The following is a 16,365-nucleotide window of genomic DNA, read 5'->3' as shown; positions in this document are numbered from 1 at the left end:
TCCTAATCCCATTCCAGCACGACCGCCAACAGCTCCCGCGGGCCGTGCACACCCTTGACAATCTCAAATTGAATATCGGCGCTGCTGCTGGGACCGCCAATCAGGTTGACGGAAGAAGGCAATGCCCCCATCTCCATCAACTGCCGAAGTTGCCTGGTCAGATCTGAAAGACGGCCCTGAATCTGGCTGCGGTACAAGAAAACCAGATGCGTGTCCGGCAGCAGGCTGACGCTCCGCCCTTTGCCGGGCCCGCTGTAGACCACCACCGTCCCTGTCTCGGCATACGCCCCATCCGCCCACGTGATCCCCACTTGGGCCTGCTCCGCCTGATCCACCCATTTTCGGCCTTCATTTGTCCTGCCATCATTTGTCTCACCCTGTTCCTGCCCGTCATGTTCTTTCCCGCGATGTTCCCGCTGCCAGGAAACCCATTCGATGTCCAGTTCCTCCAGCAGGGAGGCAAGAGCCAGCTTCTCCAGGCGCGGATCGTCCCAGAGCGCCACCTGTTTCACCTGTTTCTCCGCAAGCCAGGAACCAAGGCGGGCACGCAACTCCTCCTGCGAGGACACGCGCCACACCAGTCCTCCCTGCGACTGCAACGTTTTACAGAACAACCTGACCAGATCTTCCTGCGTTTTTCCCTCGTAAAACGATTCCCACGGCTGCGATGAAAAGGCCAACGGAGCCACCTCGCCGCTTCGGCGCCGGCTGCGGCGCAGGCGGGCGGCAATCCGGTCCAGGAAAGCGTCACGGCCGTCATCATTCACCTTCGCCATGCCCCTCCCTCCTCTCCCGCTCCTGCCACCACTGCAGGAAGGTCTGAGCAGCCGGTTGCGGCAGGTCCCGGTATCGGGTCCAAAGCCCGAGAGGCCCCGCAGCCGAAGTGACATACCCGTCTTCTGCCGTTCCTTTGGCCATCCACCCGATCATCCGCTGGCCCATCCGGTACATCGGGGCATGCGCCGTCCCCCATCCAAACAGCCGGGCCACCATCTTCTCCGCCCAGGGGGGTCTGAGCTCCCGAGCGGCATCTGCCCTCAGCTCCACCAGGTACTCATGCAAGGGAATGTTCACCGGACAGGCTTCGGTGCAGGCACCGCACAAACTGGAAGCAAAAGGCAGCTCTTTCCAGCTCTCCAGGCCATCCATCAGCGGACTGACGACCGAGCCGATCGGTCCATTGTAGACGCTGCCATAGGCATGCCCGCCGATGTGCCGGTAAACCGGGCAAACCAACGAGCAAGTCCCGCAACGGATACAATTCAACGCCTCCTGATACCGGGTGCCGAGCATCCGGGAACGGCCGTTGTCCACAATGACCACATGCAACTCCTCCGGACCATCCGCCTCTCCCGGCTTTCGCGGACCCGTGACGGCGCTGATATAACTGCTCGTCTTCTGCCCCGTCACGCTGCGCGGAAGCAAGGTCAGGAGAATGTCCAGGTCCTCCCAGGTCGGGACGACGCGTTCCATCCCCATCACCACGACGTGAATCGGGGGCAGGGTGGTGACGAGACGGATATTGCCCTCATTGCTGAAAAGCACCACGGAACCCGACTCGGCAATGGCAAAGTTGCAACCGGTGATCCCCATTTCCGCCTTGAAAAATGCCTCCCGCAGATATTCCCGGGCAAAGCGGGTCAACGCTCCTGACTCCGCCGGCAGCGTCTGGCCTGCCAGACGCGAAAACAGTTCTGCTATTTGGGCCTTGTCCTTGTGAATCGCCGGGCCGACGATGTGAAAAGGCCGTTCTCCCGCCAACTGGATGATAAACTCGCCTAGATCGGTCTCGTATACGTCAATCCCGTCCTCCGCCAGGGCGTCATTCAAGTGGATTTCCTCGGTCACCATGGACTTCCCCTTGACGACCGTTTTCACCTGATGCCGCCTGGCCACCTGAGAGATGTACCGGCAGGCCTCCTCACCATCTTGGGCAAAAAACACCTTCCCGCCTCTGGCCGTCACTTGGTCGGCAAACTGTTCCAGATAGGCGTCCAGGTTCTCCATCGTATGGTTCCGGATCGCTGCTGCACGCTTCCGCCATTCCTCAACATTTCCCAGGTCTTCGAACGCGTGGGCGCGAATCGCTTTGAAGTGATCTTGCACCCGCCCGACCGTCTGGCGGGTGAAGCGGTTCTCTAGGCCCCGCCGGACCCGCTGGGCAAAGCTCTGGCTACTGACCGTCTCCGGCAATGGAATTCCCTCCTTCCGCGAGGACTTGTGCCACATGCTTGACCGGGATCGGCTTGCCCTCACGCCGGGCGTATCCGCTTAAGTGCATCAGGCACCCAAGATCGGACGCAATCAGAAGCTCGGCCCCCGTCTCCCGCACATGCTGCAATTTCTCAGCCCCCATCGCCATGGATATGTCCGGCATCTTCACGGCAAACGTGCCACCAAAACCGCAACAATCCTCCGCATTGGCAAGCGGGATGAGTTCCAGGCCTTCCACGCGCCTCAACACCTCCAAAGGTTCCTCCCGCAACCCCAGTCCCCTGCTCATGTGGCAGGAATGGTGGTAGGTTGCTTTGGCCGGATAGGTGGCGCAGATCCGTTCCACACCCAATATGTGAACAAGAAATTCAGAAAACTCGTATACCCTCTCCGAAACGGCAACGGCACGGGCCAACCAGTCCGGGTCATCCGCCAGCACTTTGGGATACGTCTCGCGGATCATCGCCGCACAGGAACCGGACGGCAGCACAATATACGCTTCTGTCTCCCGGAGCAACGGCTCAAACGTTTCAATGAAATGTTTCGCCGCCATCCTGGCTTCCTGCTGATAACCGCTGTTGTACGCAGGCTGGCCGCAACAGGTTTGCTTCAACGGCACCTCCAACTCAATGCCCTGGGACTCCAATACCTGCACCACACTCTTTCCCACCTCGGGGTAAAAAAGATCGGCCAAGCAGGTGACAAATAATGCCACTTTCATATTTCCGTCTCTCCCCTCCCACGAATCACCCTTCTGCAAGAACCTCGCTTGCGAAACAGCCTGCCACCCTCACGCACCTTCGCAGGGCCGTGAGGATGACAGGCTACCGGAAAAGCGCCGTCACGCAAGATTCAAACCATTTCCATAAACAGCAGACTAGGCTGTTCCAGGTATCTGGTCACATGGTTGGTAAAACGGGCCGAAGTGGCTCCGTCAATCACGCGATGATCAAAGCTGAGGCTCAACCCCATCATCTGCCGGATGACAATTTGGTCCTCCCGGACCACCGGCTTGGGCTGAATGCGGTTGACACCGAGAATGGCCACTTCCGGATAATTGATGACCGGCGTGGCAAAGGTGCCCCCGAGCGCCCCGATGTTGGAAATGGTAAACGTCCCCCCTTGGACATCTACCAGGCGGAGTTTGCCCTCCCGTGCGCGCTGCGTCAGATTCTCGATGGTTTCAGCCAGCTGGATCAAGCTCAGCCTGTCCGCGTGGTGGATGACCGGCACAACCAGCCCTTCCGGCGTGTCTACCGCAATGCCGATATGATATTCCCGCTTGATGAGAATCTCCTCTTTCTCCTCATCCAGCGAGGCATTCATGATGGGGTAAGCTTTCAGCCCCGAGATTACCGCTTTGATGATAAAGGGCAAGTAGGTAAGCTTCACCCCTTTTTCCGCCGCCTTTTCCGCCATTTGCCGGCGCAGCGCCACCAATTCGGTCACATCCACCTCATCCATCCCCGTACAGTGGGCCGCAGTCCGCATGGACAACGCCATCCGCCGCGCCATCGCCCGGCGGATGCCGCGCAAGGGCTGCCGTTCCACCTCCACCTCAACCATGTTTTGCGTCCCGATGGCTGAATGCTGGTCACGAACAGGCGCGAAGGACTCCTGTTGCGCATATCGCTCCTGTTGCACATGTCCCTCATGTTTCTCCTGTTGCCATTCAATGACACGCGCACTCCTGGCCTCGGTAAATCGTTGCAGGTCGGCTTTCAAAATCCGGCCCCCGGGGCCACTGCCGGTAACCTGACGGAGATCGATGCCCATCTCCCTTGCCATTTTTCGCACCACGGGAGCAGCCAGAACACGCCGCTTCTCCGCTCCAGTCCCATCACCATCTCCTGCCGGCCGAGCCGCCTGGCTGTCTGCCGCATGCCCAGGACTGGCAACAGCGCTTGCATCAGCCGGCGCCGTTTGAACGGCGCGAGCATCTTGGCCATCTGTTTCGATCGTGATCAGGACGGCACCGACCTGGACGATGTCTCCCTCTTTGGCCATCCGTTGTCTGACGCGCCCCGCCACCGGACTGGGGATCTCCACCGTGGCCTTGTCGGTTTGCACCTCAACCAACGGTTGATCTTCCTGAACCCAATCCCCCTCCTGAACCAACCACTTGACCACTTCCCCTTCGGCAATCCCCTCGCCGAGATCGGGAAGACGAAATTCCACGAGCATACATCAACCTCCCATTTTCCAGCGAAATCCTCCGTCCATTGCTACTTGTCAGGACCCGACGTTCCTTCCAGCCACCTGCCCGGATCGTCTAATCGGCAAGCACCTGCTCAATCGCCCGAAGCAGGCGGGGTTCATTGGGCAGCCAGTCATCCTCCACCTGCGGCACGGGATAGGGTGTATCGTACCCCGTCAGGCGAACCATCGGGGCCTCCAGCGAATAGAAAGCCTCTTCATTGATCCGGGTGATGATTTCACTGGCAAAACCGCTCGTTCGCACCGCCTCATGGACCACGATCAAGCGTCCCGTTTTCTCCACGGACCGAACCAGCGTTTCCATATCCAACGGGACCAGGGAACGCAGGTCGATCACCTCGATGGACAGCCCTTTTTCCGCCGCCAGCTGTCCGGCCACCTTCTCCACCATCAGCACCGGGGCACCCCAACTGATGATCGTCACGTCCTTCCCCTCGCGCACCACCCTGGCCTTCCCGAGCGGCACCCGAAAAGGCTCTTCCGGCACTTCCTGGCGAAATGCACGGTACAGTTTCATCGGTTCGAACACCATCACCGGATCGGGATCATCAATGGCGGCAAGAAGCAGCCCCTTGGCGTCGTAAGGCGTGCTGGGAATCACCACTTTGAGGCCCGGCGTGTGCGTACAGAGCACCTCCAAACTGTCCGAATGAAGCTCCGGCGTGCGGACGCCACCGCCAAAGGGCGCGCGGACCACCATGGGGACCGTATACTGCCCCGCCGTACGGAAGCGAAAACGGGCCGCCTGCGAGGCCAGCTGATCCATCGCCGGATAGATGAACCCCATGAACTGAAGTTCCGCCACCGGTCTCATCCCGTTTAAGGCCAATCCGATAGACGTGCCGATAATGGCCGATTCCGCCAGCGGCGTATCCACCACACGCGCTTCCCCGAAGCGTTCCTGAAGCCCTTCTGTCGCCCGAAAGACACCGCCGTTTTTCCCTACATCTTCGCCGAGAATGATCACCCGCTCGTCCGCCTCCAGGGCCTGCGCCAACGCCTGGTTGATCGCCTGGACCATTGTCAGACTGGCCATGTTACCCCTCCCTCTCCTTGGCCGAGACGTTCAATCTCCTGCCGTTGCCGTTTTAAATCCGGTGTCAGCTCGCCATACACCACTTCCAGGACCTCGGACAAGCGGCTCCGGGAAACCCGCTCCGCCTCTTCCACCTCGCGGTTGATCTTCTCCCGGCACGCTTCCTTGAGCTGCTCTTCCTGATCCTCGTCCCAGATCCCCTTGGACAGCAAGTACGTTTTCAGGCGTTGAATCGGATCGCGCCGGCGCCATTCATCCAGTTCTTCCTGCATGCGGTAACGGGTCGGGTCATCCGAGGTGGTATGCGGTCCATAGCGGTACGTCACCGCCTCGATCAACGTCGGTCCACCGCCTTGCCGCGCTCGATCCAGCGCCTCTTTTGTCACTTCATAAACCGCCATCACGTCATTGCCGTCCACGCGCACGCCGGGCATCCCATAGGCAGCCGCTTTTTCCGCGATGGTGGCCGTCGCCATCTGCTTGGCCAGCGGTGTGCTGATGGCCCAGTGGTTGTTCTGGCAAAAAAAGACAACCGGCGCGCCCAAAACGGCTGCGAAGTTCATTCCTTCGTGAAAATCTCCCTTGGAGGTGGTGCCGTCTCCAAAATAGACAATCGTCGCCGCTTGTTCTCCACGGATCTTGGAAGCCCAGGCGGCGCCGACAGCCTGCGGAATTTGCGTGGCCAGCATAATCTGAGCAGGCATCAAGTGCACGCCTTCAGGCGATCTGGCGCCATGCAAGTGGCCCATCGTGTACAGAAAAGTGCTGCTCATGCTTTTGCCGAGGATAAAGGTCACCGCCAATTCCCGATAGGTGGGAAACACCCAGTCCTCCTTTTCCAGGGCAAAGGCACTGCCCACCTGCGCCGCCTCCTGTCCGCTAAAAGGCCCGTATGTACCAATCCTTCCCTGACGCTGCAGGCTCAGCGCGCGCTGATCAAACATCCGGGACAAAACCATCCACCGGTACATCTCAACCAACCGTTCCTCACTCAACCGTGTGGTGGCACCTTCTTTGAGGGTACCATCCGGTGTCAATATCTGCACCCATTCAGCCATCATACTACCCTCCCTGGAGTGTGCTTGCCGGAACGCATCCGGCAAAATATTGAATTTTCCGCCACCGAAAGCCAAAAATGACTGGCCACATCTGATTTTGTATGGATCTGTATGAATCGTATGATTCGTGTGCCTGTGACCTGTGTGAAACCCTTTTCAGAAGACACTGTTCGTTAGCTCATTATAGGTTTTTCCGGAAGAGGGCGTCAATCCACCCGCTTTTGCCCAATCAAAACAAATCATCCAGAATGTCAAAGATGGTTTTCTTCTTTTTATGCTTATGATGACTGTGCTTGGAATAGTGGCCAGGGTAATGGGCAGGAGCGTGGTGGTAATCGCCCTCTTTACGGTAGCCTTCATACCACTCGTTAAAGGGTTGCCGGATTTCCCGCGCGCTTTGTAGGATTTTCTCCAATTCGCCCCGATCCAGCCAAACGCCTTTGCAACTGGGGCAAATATCGATCAGGACATCATGTTTTTCAACTTCTCGCATTTTCACATTGTCGCAAACGGGACAATACATATCGCATGCTCCTCTTTGAATAATGGACAGGTGCTTCATATTATACCATGTATGGCTGGATGACGCATCCGACAAGCCGCACAAGATACGGTTCCCAGCAAGTCGCATTCAATGCCGATCCAAGCCAGCCAGCTCAGTCACCGTCAAATGTACCAGCAACTTTGCCGCATCCAGCATGGCCCGCTCGTCAATATTAAAACGCGGGTGGTGGTGCGGATAGACCGCATCCAGCGCCTCGTTGCGGGCTCCGGTAAAGAAAAAGGCCCCTGGCACCTGCTCAAGGTAATAGGCAAAGTCCTCCCCTACCATCAGCGGTTCCATCACGAAAAAGGCACCCTCGCCCATTACCCGGCATACCGCCTCAGCCACCTGCTGCGCCTCACGCTCGTGGTTGCTGACCACCGGATACCCGCGATGGTACCGGAAACTGACGCCGGCGCCAGCCGCTTGGCACAGGCCGTGAACCAGGGCTGACATGTCCCGTTCCATCTGCTCCCGCACGCCGGCATCGAGGGTCCGTACCGTTCCTTTGATTCTCGCTTCCCCGGCAATCACGTTAAACGCCTCTCCGGCGTGAAAGCTGCCCACCGTGACCACCGCAGGTTTTAACGGATCGACACGGCGGCTCACCAGCGACTGCAGCTGCTGGACGATCTGCGCTCCAAGAACGATGGCATCGACGGTCTGATGCGGCATCCCGCCATGTCCGCCCTTGCCGTGAATCAGGATTTCAAAATCGTCGGTCGCTGCCATGATGGGGCCTGGGCGGCAACCAATCCGGCCGCGGGGAAACCCTGACCAGAGGTGGGTGCCGTAGATGACGTCCACCCCATCCAGACAGCCGTCCTCGATCATCGGTTTGGCGCCCCCCGGAGCCACTTCCTCCGCAAACTGGTGAATCAGGACAACATCCCCCGCCAAGTGCTCCCGAAACTGGCTCAACACCCTGGCCACGCCCAGCAGTACGGCCGTGTGCGCATCATGGCCACAGGCGTGCATCACCCCAGGAACCACCGATTGGTACTCCACTCCAGTCTCTTCCTGAATCGGCAGCGCGTCAAAATCGGCCCGCAAGGCGACCGTCTTCCCCGGCCTGCCGCCGTGAATCCGGCCGACCACTCCACGGCCGCCCACCTGCTCCCGCACCGTAACGCCGAACGAACGCAAATGTTCAGCAATGACCCGCGGCGTCCGCTCTTCCTGGAAAGACAGCTCCGGATGACGATGAAAATCCCGCCGCCACGCCACCATCTCCCCATACAGTTCCTCCAGCATCTGCATCATCCGGCCCAACACCATGCCGCACCCCTTTCATTTGCATCTAGGCCATCCATACAAGGCATCCTTTGTGTTGAACCTATTTTAGCATGAAACGAATTTTAGCATGAAACGAACAAATGCTCACGATTCCCTTTTCCGAAGCAGGAGCGTATACGCCATTCGCCATGCGACGATCATCACCAGCGTCCCCACCATCGTGATGAGAATAAACGACCAGTGAAACCAGCGCTGGAGGATGAGCGCGCGGATCAACAGTCCGAGCGGCACGCCGATGAGCCAAGCCAGCACCGCCTTATGGAGCGTGCCCCGGATCGTGGTCAGGTTTTCCGGTTTCAATGCGCCGACCAGGACAGCAGCCACCAGCCAGCCGATCACAAAGGGAGCCGTGGTTTCGCTCACTGCCCATAACTCAAGGGATTGCTGGTGTGCCATCCTCCCCAGCATGGAAAAGAGAAACAGGATGATAATGTCCCCGATAATCAGAATCGTCGTCACGTTCCTCACCTCATTGCCTGGACTCTTTACGATTTCACCCAATACCCGGCTCGTACCTGTGACGTAAAGTCGTTCAGCCGTAACTTCGTTCCATGGAATCACGATGACCAACTGGTGGTGATCATAGCACAAATCAACCGATGAGGCATGCCTCCTGACGCGTTGTTCATGAAATAGTAACCTTTAAACATGCAGAAATACCCTCTTCACGTTGTCCGCCACCTGCAGCCACGCCGTCTCCCATGACACTTGTTTCAGCGCCGCCACGCATTCTGCCACCTGCCGGATCATCGCCGGCTCCGTGCGTCTCCCGGCAAACCTGCCCTCATGCGGCCACGGGCCGTCGGTTTCCAGCAGCAGTTGTTGCAACGGCACCCATTCAAGGAGTTCCTGATCCCGCTGGCGAAAACACACCTCGGGCGTCACCGAAACATAATAACCGGCCTGGACAATGGCCTCCGCCACGGGCCGGGGCGCCTTCAGCCAGTGAAACACCGCTTTCTCCACTTTCCATTGCTGCAGCAGGGCCAACGCGTCTGCGGCGCGGTCGTGCACAGCATGCAACACGAGAGGCAAATCCAGCTCGCGGGCCAACCGGCAAAACCGCCCAAGGCGCTCCAAGGCGGCCGGCGAAACGCAGTCCCGCTCCGTTTCAGGAACCGAATACCAGGGCAACCCCACCTCACCGATGGCCACAATCTGCCCCCGGTGTTCCCGGATCATCCGAATCACCGCCTCTTCCGCCGCTATCCCGTGTTCCTTTTCCGGATGCAGCCCGAGCGCCACGTGGACAAAATCCCCTTGCTCCTGCCGAATCTCCAGCAGCCGCCGGCAAGAGGACAGATCAACGGCCGCCGCAATCACGCCTTTCAGCCCCGCATCCCTCGCGCGCCGGATCATCTCCCGCTGTTCCCGTCTCGTGTATTGATCCCAGTGGATATGCGCGTCGTACAAACGGCTCACCTCTGTCTGAAAGTTGTAAGGATGGGCAATACTAACATCCTGAGGTGACATGCATGCAAAAAATAACCATGCAAAAAGCGGCCAGCCTGTCCACGAAGGCGCTTCTGCGGCGCCTGCAACAGTTTGAAGGTCAGTTGTCCAGCCTTTATCAAAAACGGAACCAGATGCAATACCTGATTGATGAACTGGTGGAACAGCGGATTTACGTACTGCGGGAACTGGAAAAACGAGGCGTGCGAAACGGCAAGGTTCGTGTCATTGAAAACCGGGAACCCAAAAATAACCAGCCGATTTCCCAATAGTACAATCTGGCTTTCCCTCCCGTCTGAGCCAACGGGTGACAAAAGAGAGCATCTCCATTGCCGGCAAGGATTGACCATTGGTCTGAATCGCAGGCATCCGTTACAATAGGGAACAGACACGAATCCACGACAGCACGAAAGGAAGGCTTTATCCATGATTTTGCCGCCGGCATTGGCTCTCAGTCACCAATTGATCAGACAGGTCGTACAACCTGGGGATATCGTCATTGATGCGACGGTGGGAAACGGCCATGACACCTGCTTCCTGGCAGAGTGCGTCGGCCCTGCGGGGAAAGTGTACGGATTTGATATCCAATCCCTGGCCTTAACCCGTGCCGCGGAACGGCTCGTGCAAAGAAATCTCTTAGAACGCGTTCACCTGATCCACGCCGGGCACGAGGAAATGCGGCATTTCATCCCCAAAGAACTCCATGGCGCCATCCGGGCTGTCATGTTCAATCTGGGCTACCTGCCCGGTTCGGACAAGTCCGTCACCACCCAGGCGGACACCACCATTGCCGCCCTTGAAGCGGCTCTCCACATGCTGACCCTGGGCGGGCTCATCAGTGTTGTCATCTATTCCGGTCATCCGACAGGAAAAATAGAACAAACCGCTTTATATCAATGGGCATCCCGGCTGGATCAACAGGCAGTCCATGTGGCCGCCTACCAGTTCCTCAATCAAAAAGGCGATCCTCCTTCACTGATGGCCATGGAAAAAAAAAGGGACTTTCCTCGTTGAAAAGCCAACCCAGCAATATCATCGGCAACTCGCATATATCATACATAATTATAATTTAGTTATGAAATGTTTAGGATGATCGGATAGCACGAGGGACTGAAGTCCTTCTCAAATCATTGAGGGGATACACGGACCCCCGCGCTATGGTATCATGACGGTAAACACCATTAAATCAAGGTTGAGGAGGAGCGCCTTGGATGCCCAAACCTTTCGCCAAATTGCCGGTTGTTTTGCCACCGGCGTGGCCATCGCGACCACGCGCGCCAAAGATGGCACCCCTCATGGATTAACCGTCAACTCATTCACTTCCTTATCCCTCGATCCGCTGCTGGTCCTGGTCAATATCGACAAACAGGCCGGTGTCTACGATGCTTTTATGCAATCTGACACCTATGCGATCAATATCTTGCAGCAGGGGCAAAAGGCATTGTCACGACAGTTTGCCACGTCCGGAATCGACCGCTTTGCCGGGGTGAACTACCGCAGCGGCCAACTGGGCGCGCCCATTCTGGACGGATGTCTGGCCTTCTTCGACTGCAAGATCGTCAACCGGCTGGACGGCGGCGATCATACCATCTTCATCGGGGAGGTGCTGGACGGGGCAGCTGCCGACGATGGACTGCCCCTGCTGTATTACCGGGGACAGTACCGCCAGTTGGCTCCTTAATTCCTTCATTATTGGAGCCAAGCCCGGCATTACCATCAGCCGAATGATTCCGTTTCAGCTTTTCCTTCTTGCACTTGTATTTTAAATACGAAAGTCGCATTTCCTTCTTGCCAAGAAGCATAAATCACACCAATGTAGACACCGTCATCTTCAGGCAAAGTGAATGTGCCGTCGGAAAGGTTTTTAAACGTTACGCCGTTATTTTCCCATAAGCCTGCCTTGATTTCCAATGGCTTGTCTCTGAAGTCAACATGTAACGTTGCATGCGGATGAACCGTTACCGGCTCCAAATCTTTCACCAATTCCGGCGGATCGACAGAATCAACGGTGATCCCACGTCCGCTTTCGGACCAAGAATATGTCCCCATTCTGACGGGGACATTTTTTTCTTGAATGGTTAAAGCAGGCATGGGAGGCAATAAAAGGGGCGCATTGGGATGGTGGACCGATCCGGCCGATTGGCATCCGCCGAATAGAAGCAAGGCCAGGAACAAAGCGTAGATTTTATTCAAAACAACTCTCCTTTCCTTCGTTGCGATATTTCTATCGCCGTGTTAAATTCATTCCTCTCTATTATATAAATTTTTTCAAAACGAATGGACCAAACCCTTGAAACTGCTTCAAATCAGCCGTAACGCAAACACATCTACCGGAACAAAAAAAGGACATCATGCAAAAGGTTCATAAAAATAGACGGATGATCATTTTTCTTTCAATTGTGTATACTTGTGATTTTAGCTCAACACGAATCTCACCTCGATGGATTGCAGATTATCATTTCGACAAAAAAAGCCTGTAGACCTGCTCCATCCTGGAGCTTTATCTACAGGCTGAAGCTACGCCAAAGGCGCAGCTCACATCCTTATTACTATGTCAACGAAAATGTTATGTCAACGAAATTGCATCTTTCCCTACGCTGCTGGCATCCATCGCCGCCAGCAGCTGTTCATGCCGCTCTCGCCAAACCGCCAGCTGCCCTTGATCTTTTAAGGCTTCAATCAAGCCGTTGAAATAGGCATCCACATCCTGAAGAGCGGATTGTTTCACTTGGTCCACCAACTGCCTCATCCATTCTCCGTAATACCGGCCCAACTGTTCCCTCATCTGCTCCAGGTATTTCTGTACCGGACGCTCCAATTGCTTCATCACGGCCTCCCGCATCCGCGCCGAACCCCCTTTTTCATAAAAGGATTTGGCGTTTTTGTAAATGGAGAGGACCGGTTTCCAGTCCTCTTCAAGCATCAAAGACAAACTGCCCGGAACCTCCGGAATCTCCAAGGAAGCGCCGGGGAGCAGCGCGATCCGGCAATGGGGATCCTGCAAGGCGATCCACTCCTGGATATTTTCCTGCACCTTCTGCACCTGTTTCCAGACAAACCGCTCCATCCGAAGCGCCGTGGCGCGGATCTCCTGTTCCAGATCCATGGCCGTCTGCCGCAGCATGCTCTCCAGTGCCTGCGCCAGGTGCTCACGAACCGGGCGGCTGCCTTCGCCAATGGCTGAAAACGCGTCCTGAAAAAAGTCCGGCATCCGCAAAAACAACCGCTGCCGCACGTAATACAGCAACTCTTGCAATTCGTTCTCTGCCGCCACAAAAACAGCCTGCGCATCCAATCCTTCAATCGCACTTAACAGTTCTTGCCACACGTGTTGCACTTCGGCGGCCCGTGAGGCACGTGCCTGGTTGTCGCTTTGCGCCCACTGAATCATTTGCTCCAACTGTTCCAGACCGCGAAGCAGTTCTGCCCGCGCGTTCTGCAGCGCCAGGTCGGCCAGTTGGTGGAAAATGAAATGATAAAACGCCTGTTCAAATTGCTGAATCCCGGAACAGCGCCATGCCTCGTCCGAGACTGGGGATGAAACGGCCCCTGCGGAGATATCTCGCGTCAAGATATCCTGTAATGGACGGACCCGCTCCATCAGCTGCCGGTAACGCAACTGGAGACTTTCCGGCCATTCCACGAGGCCCGAACCGGATGCCGCGGCCGCCCGTTGCAAGTGGGCACGGCGGACAGCCAACAGCGCCAACTGACTGGATACGGGAAAGAGGTTCGGCCTGGAGATCCCCAACGCTCCCAGTTCATGCCGCAAGTGTTCCATGACCTGCAGCAGTTCCTCGCTGGATGAGGCAAGATCGGCCGCATTGAGGAGGAAAAACATCTTGTCCAGTTCAAACGCCGACTTGACCCTGCCCATTTGCAGGAGGAACTCCCGGTCCGCTTTGGAAAACGCATGGTTGTAGTATGTCAGATAAAGCACGGCATCGGCATCCTTAAGGAACTGGAAAGCCACACCGGTGTGACGGGCATGCACCGAATCGGCACCCGGCGTATCCACCAGGGCGATTCCCTGCACCGTCAATGGACAATCATAGTACAGCGTGACACGCTCAACAAAACAGGCTTTCGTTTCGTCAGCGACCATGTTTTGAAATTCGCTGACATCCACCTCCAAGCTCTGCCCGAGCAGCGGAGCCATCTCCGCCCATCCCCGAATGGCCGCGCGAATAAAAGAGAGATACAGTTCGCCATCTGGCGGCGCTTGCTTCTGCTCCAGGGCGGCCAGCCCTTCTCTCAGGACGGCTTCCTGTTCTTCCGCCGTCTTCCCGGCCAGTGCCTCTTCCTCCAGATGAAAGCCGCATGCCCGGAACGCCCCCGTCACATCCCGGACCATGTCGGCCGGCGTTTTCATCTGAATCCCGGCGGTACCATGAGGATGTCCCTCTTCGGAAGCCTGGATGAGGTTAATGGCTGCTGTCGTGGGGTTCGGTGAAACCGGAAGCAGCGGCTCACCCAGCAGGGCATTGGCAAAGGAAGATTTGCCCGCACTGAACGCACCAAACAGGGCAACCGTAAACCGCCTGGCAGCAAGTCGCTCCGCGCGTTCCCGGAGTGTCGCCGACCAAGCGGCAAAAGGGGGAAGATCGCCGAGCAGCTCAGCCCCTTTGCGAAGCAACTTGGCCATCTCCTGCAACCGCCTGCTTTCAGGCGCAACCGCAGCCACACCGGCAACCGGCACATCGCGCTGAACAGCCCCGGTTGGCAGCGTCCCCAGACCAGGGAGCCTGGCGATGGATGGGCCGGACTTCGAAACGGCCGGACCCTGGATGGCGGAACCCTTCCGAATGGCAGCATCCTCCCTATTCAGAGCCGGATTGGCACGGGATGCCAAAAGTTCGGCCACAACCTCCTCCAGCAAGCGTTGCATGGCACCCCGCACATGCTGCCAATCTGCATCTCCCGGCAGTCTGTCCCGCAACGTTTTTTCGTGCATGGACAACGCTTCATCAAGGGCACGGATCGCCTCCCTTGCTTCAGCCAACTCAGCCGTGCGGGCCAGTTCCTGCGCCACGTCTTCGCGCTGGGGCGTCAGGGCCCGCTCAATCTCTTGGCGGGCTTCTTCGATCATCGGAAGCGCCGCCTGCCGCCAGAGCCGCTTCAGTGACTGCGCCACATCTTCCATATATTGCAAGACATAGGTCTCCCCCGCCACGGCCCCCGCTTTCACTTGCTCCTGCAATAGTTCCGGCGTCCATTCCACCTGCAAGCCGTAAACCTTTTGCTCCCATTCCCCGGACTTTAACCCGTATTCCCCGGGCAATTCAATCAGCAGCCGCTTGAGGTGCCATTCCAGTTGCGCCTCCACCTGATGGCGCAACGCTTCGGCAAAGGCGTCCAGCGCCTCCTGTTCAGCCCTGATGGCCCGCTTTTGCCGCCACCGCCCTGCCTGCAGCCGCTTAAACCGGGCTTCCAGATAGGTCTTTCCCAATTGGCGGATCTCATAGGGCGCAAGCGGCGCATGCGTCAGCAATTGTTGCAACTCCCGTTCCGCCGCTTCCTGAAAAGCGGCCGGCATCTGCAAAAGCTGTTGCCGCCTGCCCTCCAGTTCCTCCCGGCGGGCCAGCTTTTCGTCCGCCTGCTCTTCCTGCTCCAGAACGGCATGCCACCGCTGGCGCTCTTCTTCTTGCTGGCGCCGCATCCGCTCAAGGTGCTTGGCGAGAAGATGGCGGGCCGCCGCCAACATACTCCCTGGACGGATCTCGCCCCATAAGCCGGCCAGCCTTTCCAGCAACACGCAAAAAGAATCCCAGGTATTTTCCGGATGGTCAATCTCCTTCATCGAGGTGTAAAAGACGGCAGTGGGTTGAATGCCCCAATTGTCCAGCACCTTGTCGACGCCCTGCCGAAAGGCGGCAAAGGACAATTCCCACTCCAGGTGCTTGTCGATTTGGTTCACGACGACCACAATCGGCTTGTCCTGGGCTTGCAACTGGCGCAGAAAATGCAAATTTACCTCAGACTGCACGTGGTTGTAGTCCATCACGTACACCACCACATCCGCCAGATGCAGGGCGGATTCGGTGGCCAGCTGATGGGCAGCATCGTTGGAGTCCACTCCTGGCGTATCCATGAAGACCAGGCCTTCTGACAAACATGGCGCCGGCACGGAAATGTAGACGTTTTGCGCCAGCTCGCTGTCCTTGAGCACCTCCTGTCCCAACGCCACTTCCTCACGGCCGCGATAAACCTGCTGCCCGCCGGAACGCAGATGCACGTTCATTTGCCAGTCACCATAGGACAAGTAGACCACATTGGCGCTGGTCGGAATGGGACTGGACGGCAGTACCTGGCAGCCCAGCAACCGGTTGACCAGCGTCGACTTGCCGGCGGAAAAGTGGCCACAAAAAGCGATGCGGAGTCCCGGGTTTGCGGCCTTTTCCGCCAGCTCCCGCAACTTCGCGGCCGTCTCGGCGTCGCCCGCCCTTTCCACCTCGCCAGCCAGCTCCTGCAGGCTGCGGCGCCATCCCTCCCACGATGCCAACTCTCCCGTTTCCCGTTCTCTTGCTGTCTCTGTTTTCTGCATGCAA

The 16,365-nt window shown here is 57.5% G+C and carries 15 protein-coding genes; 3 read left to right on the top strand and 12 right to left on the bottom strand.

Annotated features, from left to right (window positions below):
• Positions 1 to 2: 2 nt before the first annotated feature.
• The 10 genes from BAA01_05835 to BAA01_05790 form a co-directional block, all read right to left on the bottom strand.
• Complete coding sequence (locus tag BAA01_05835) at positions 3 to 767, bottom strand: hypothetical protein (protein ID OUM84658.1); 765 nt, start codon at positions 765 to 767, stop codon at positions 3 to 5.
• A complete protein-coding gene (locus BAA01_05830) occupies positions 760 to 2,229 on the bottom strand; it encodes an iron-sulfur cluster-binding protein (GenBank protein ID OUM84657.1) in 1,470 nt (489 codons plus the stop codon). Before BAA01_05830 ends, BAA01_05835 begins: the two co-directional genes overlap by 8 nt.
• Positions 2,174 to 2,935: a Fe-S oxidoreductase gene (locus BAA01_05825; GenBank protein OUM84656.1), complete on the bottom strand. Its 762-nt coding sequence runs from the start codon at positions 2,933 to 2,935 to the stop codon at positions 2,174 to 2,176. The genes BAA01_05830 and BAA01_05825 overlap by 56 nt, the downstream gene beginning before the upstream one ends.
• A gap of 131 nt (positions 2,936 to 3,066) precedes the next feature.
• Entirely contained in the window at positions 3,067 to 4,398 is a 1,332-nt protein-coding gene (locus BAA01_05820) for a hypothetical protein (GenBank protein ID OUM84655.1), read from the bottom strand.
• A gap of 88 nt (positions 4,399 to 4,486) precedes the next feature.
• Positions 4,487 to 5,467 (bottom strand): 2-oxoisovalerate dehydrogenase, encoded by a 981-nt coding sequence (locus tag BAA01_05815; protein OUM84654.1) that lies wholly within the window; start codon positions 5,465 to 5,467, stop codon positions 4,487 to 4,489.
• Complete coding sequence (locus tag BAA01_05810) at positions 5,455 to 6,528, bottom strand: pyruvate dehydrogenase (acetyl-transferring) E1 component subunit alpha (GenBank protein ID OUM84653.1); 1,074 nt, start codon at positions 6,526 to 6,528, stop codon at positions 5,455 to 5,457. The genes BAA01_05815 and BAA01_05810 overlap by 13 nt, the downstream gene beginning before the upstream one ends.
• 226 nt (positions 6,529 to 6,754) lie before the next feature.
• Positions 6,755 to 7,048, bottom strand: a complete 294-nt coding sequence (locus BAA01_05805) for a cytoplasmic protein (GenBank protein ID OUM84652.1) — start codon at positions 7,046 to 7,048, stop codon at positions 6,755 to 6,757.
• Positions 7,049 to 7,156: 108 nt separating this feature from the next.
• A complete protein-coding gene (locus BAA01_05800; protein OUM84720.1) occupies positions 7,157 to 8,332 on the bottom strand; it encodes a peptidase M20 in 1,176 nt (391 codons plus the stop codon).
• Positions 8,333 to 8,449: 117 nt separating this feature from the next.
• On the bottom strand, positions 8,450 to 8,956 hold the full coding sequence (locus tag BAA01_05795) for a hypothetical protein (GenBank protein ID OUM84651.1): 507 nt from the start codon (positions 8,954 to 8,956) through the stop codon (positions 8,450 to 8,452).
• 51 nt (positions 8,957 to 9,007) lie between these two features.
• Positions 9,008 to 9,778 carry a hypothetical protein gene (locus BAA01_05790; protein OUM84650.1) on the bottom strand — a complete coding sequence of 257 codons (771 nt, stop codon included), beginning with the start codon at positions 9,776 to 9,778 and terminating at the stop codon, positions 9,008 to 9,010.
• Positions 9,779 to 9,840: 62 nt separating this feature from the next.
• Here BAA01_05790 and BAA01_05785 point away from each other — a divergent pair, with 62 nt between their 5' ends.
• From BAA01_05785 to BAA01_05775, 3 genes are all read left to right on the top strand, one after another.
• Positions 9,841 to 10,089: a hypothetical protein gene (locus tag BAA01_05785; GenBank protein OUM84649.1), complete on the top strand. Its 249-nt coding sequence runs from the start codon at positions 9,841 to 9,843 to the stop codon at positions 10,087 to 10,089.
• Between the two features lie 154 nt (positions 10,090 to 10,243).
• Entirely contained in the window at positions 10,244 to 10,831 is a 588-nt protein-coding gene (locus BAA01_05780) for an rRNA methyltransferase (GenBank protein OUM84648.1), read from the top strand.
• Positions 10,832 to 10,982: 151 nt separating this feature from the next.
• Positions 10,983 to 11,498 (top strand): hypothetical protein, encoded by a 516-nt coding sequence (locus BAA01_05775; GenBank protein OUM84647.1) that lies wholly within the window; start codon positions 10,983 to 10,985, stop codon positions 11,496 to 11,498.
• A gap of 35 nt (positions 11,499 to 11,533) precedes the next feature.
• Here the strand turns inward: BAA01_05775 and BAA01_05770 are convergent, their stop codons facing one another.
• Complete coding sequence (locus BAA01_05770; GenBank protein OUM84646.1) at positions 11,534 to 12,010, bottom strand: hypothetical protein; 477 nt, start codon at positions 12,008 to 12,010, stop codon at positions 11,534 to 11,536.
• A 373-nt stretch (positions 12,011 to 12,383) separates the two neighbouring features.
• Complete coding sequence (locus BAA01_05765; protein ID OUM84645.1) at positions 12,384 to 16,361, bottom strand: hypothetical protein; 3,978 nt, start codon at positions 16,359 to 16,361, stop codon at positions 12,384 to 12,386.
• Positions 16,362 to 16,365: the final 4 nt, after the last annotated feature.

It is taken from the genome of Bacillus thermozeamaize, from assembly GCA_002159075.1.
Taxonomy (GTDB): domain Bacteria; phylum Bacillota; class Bacilli; order ZCTH02-B2; family ZCTH02-B2; genus Bacillus_BB; species Bacillus_BB thermozeamaize.
Note: the sequence above shows the minus strand (reverse complement) of the source record. Positions and strands in the feature narration are given on the sequence as shown.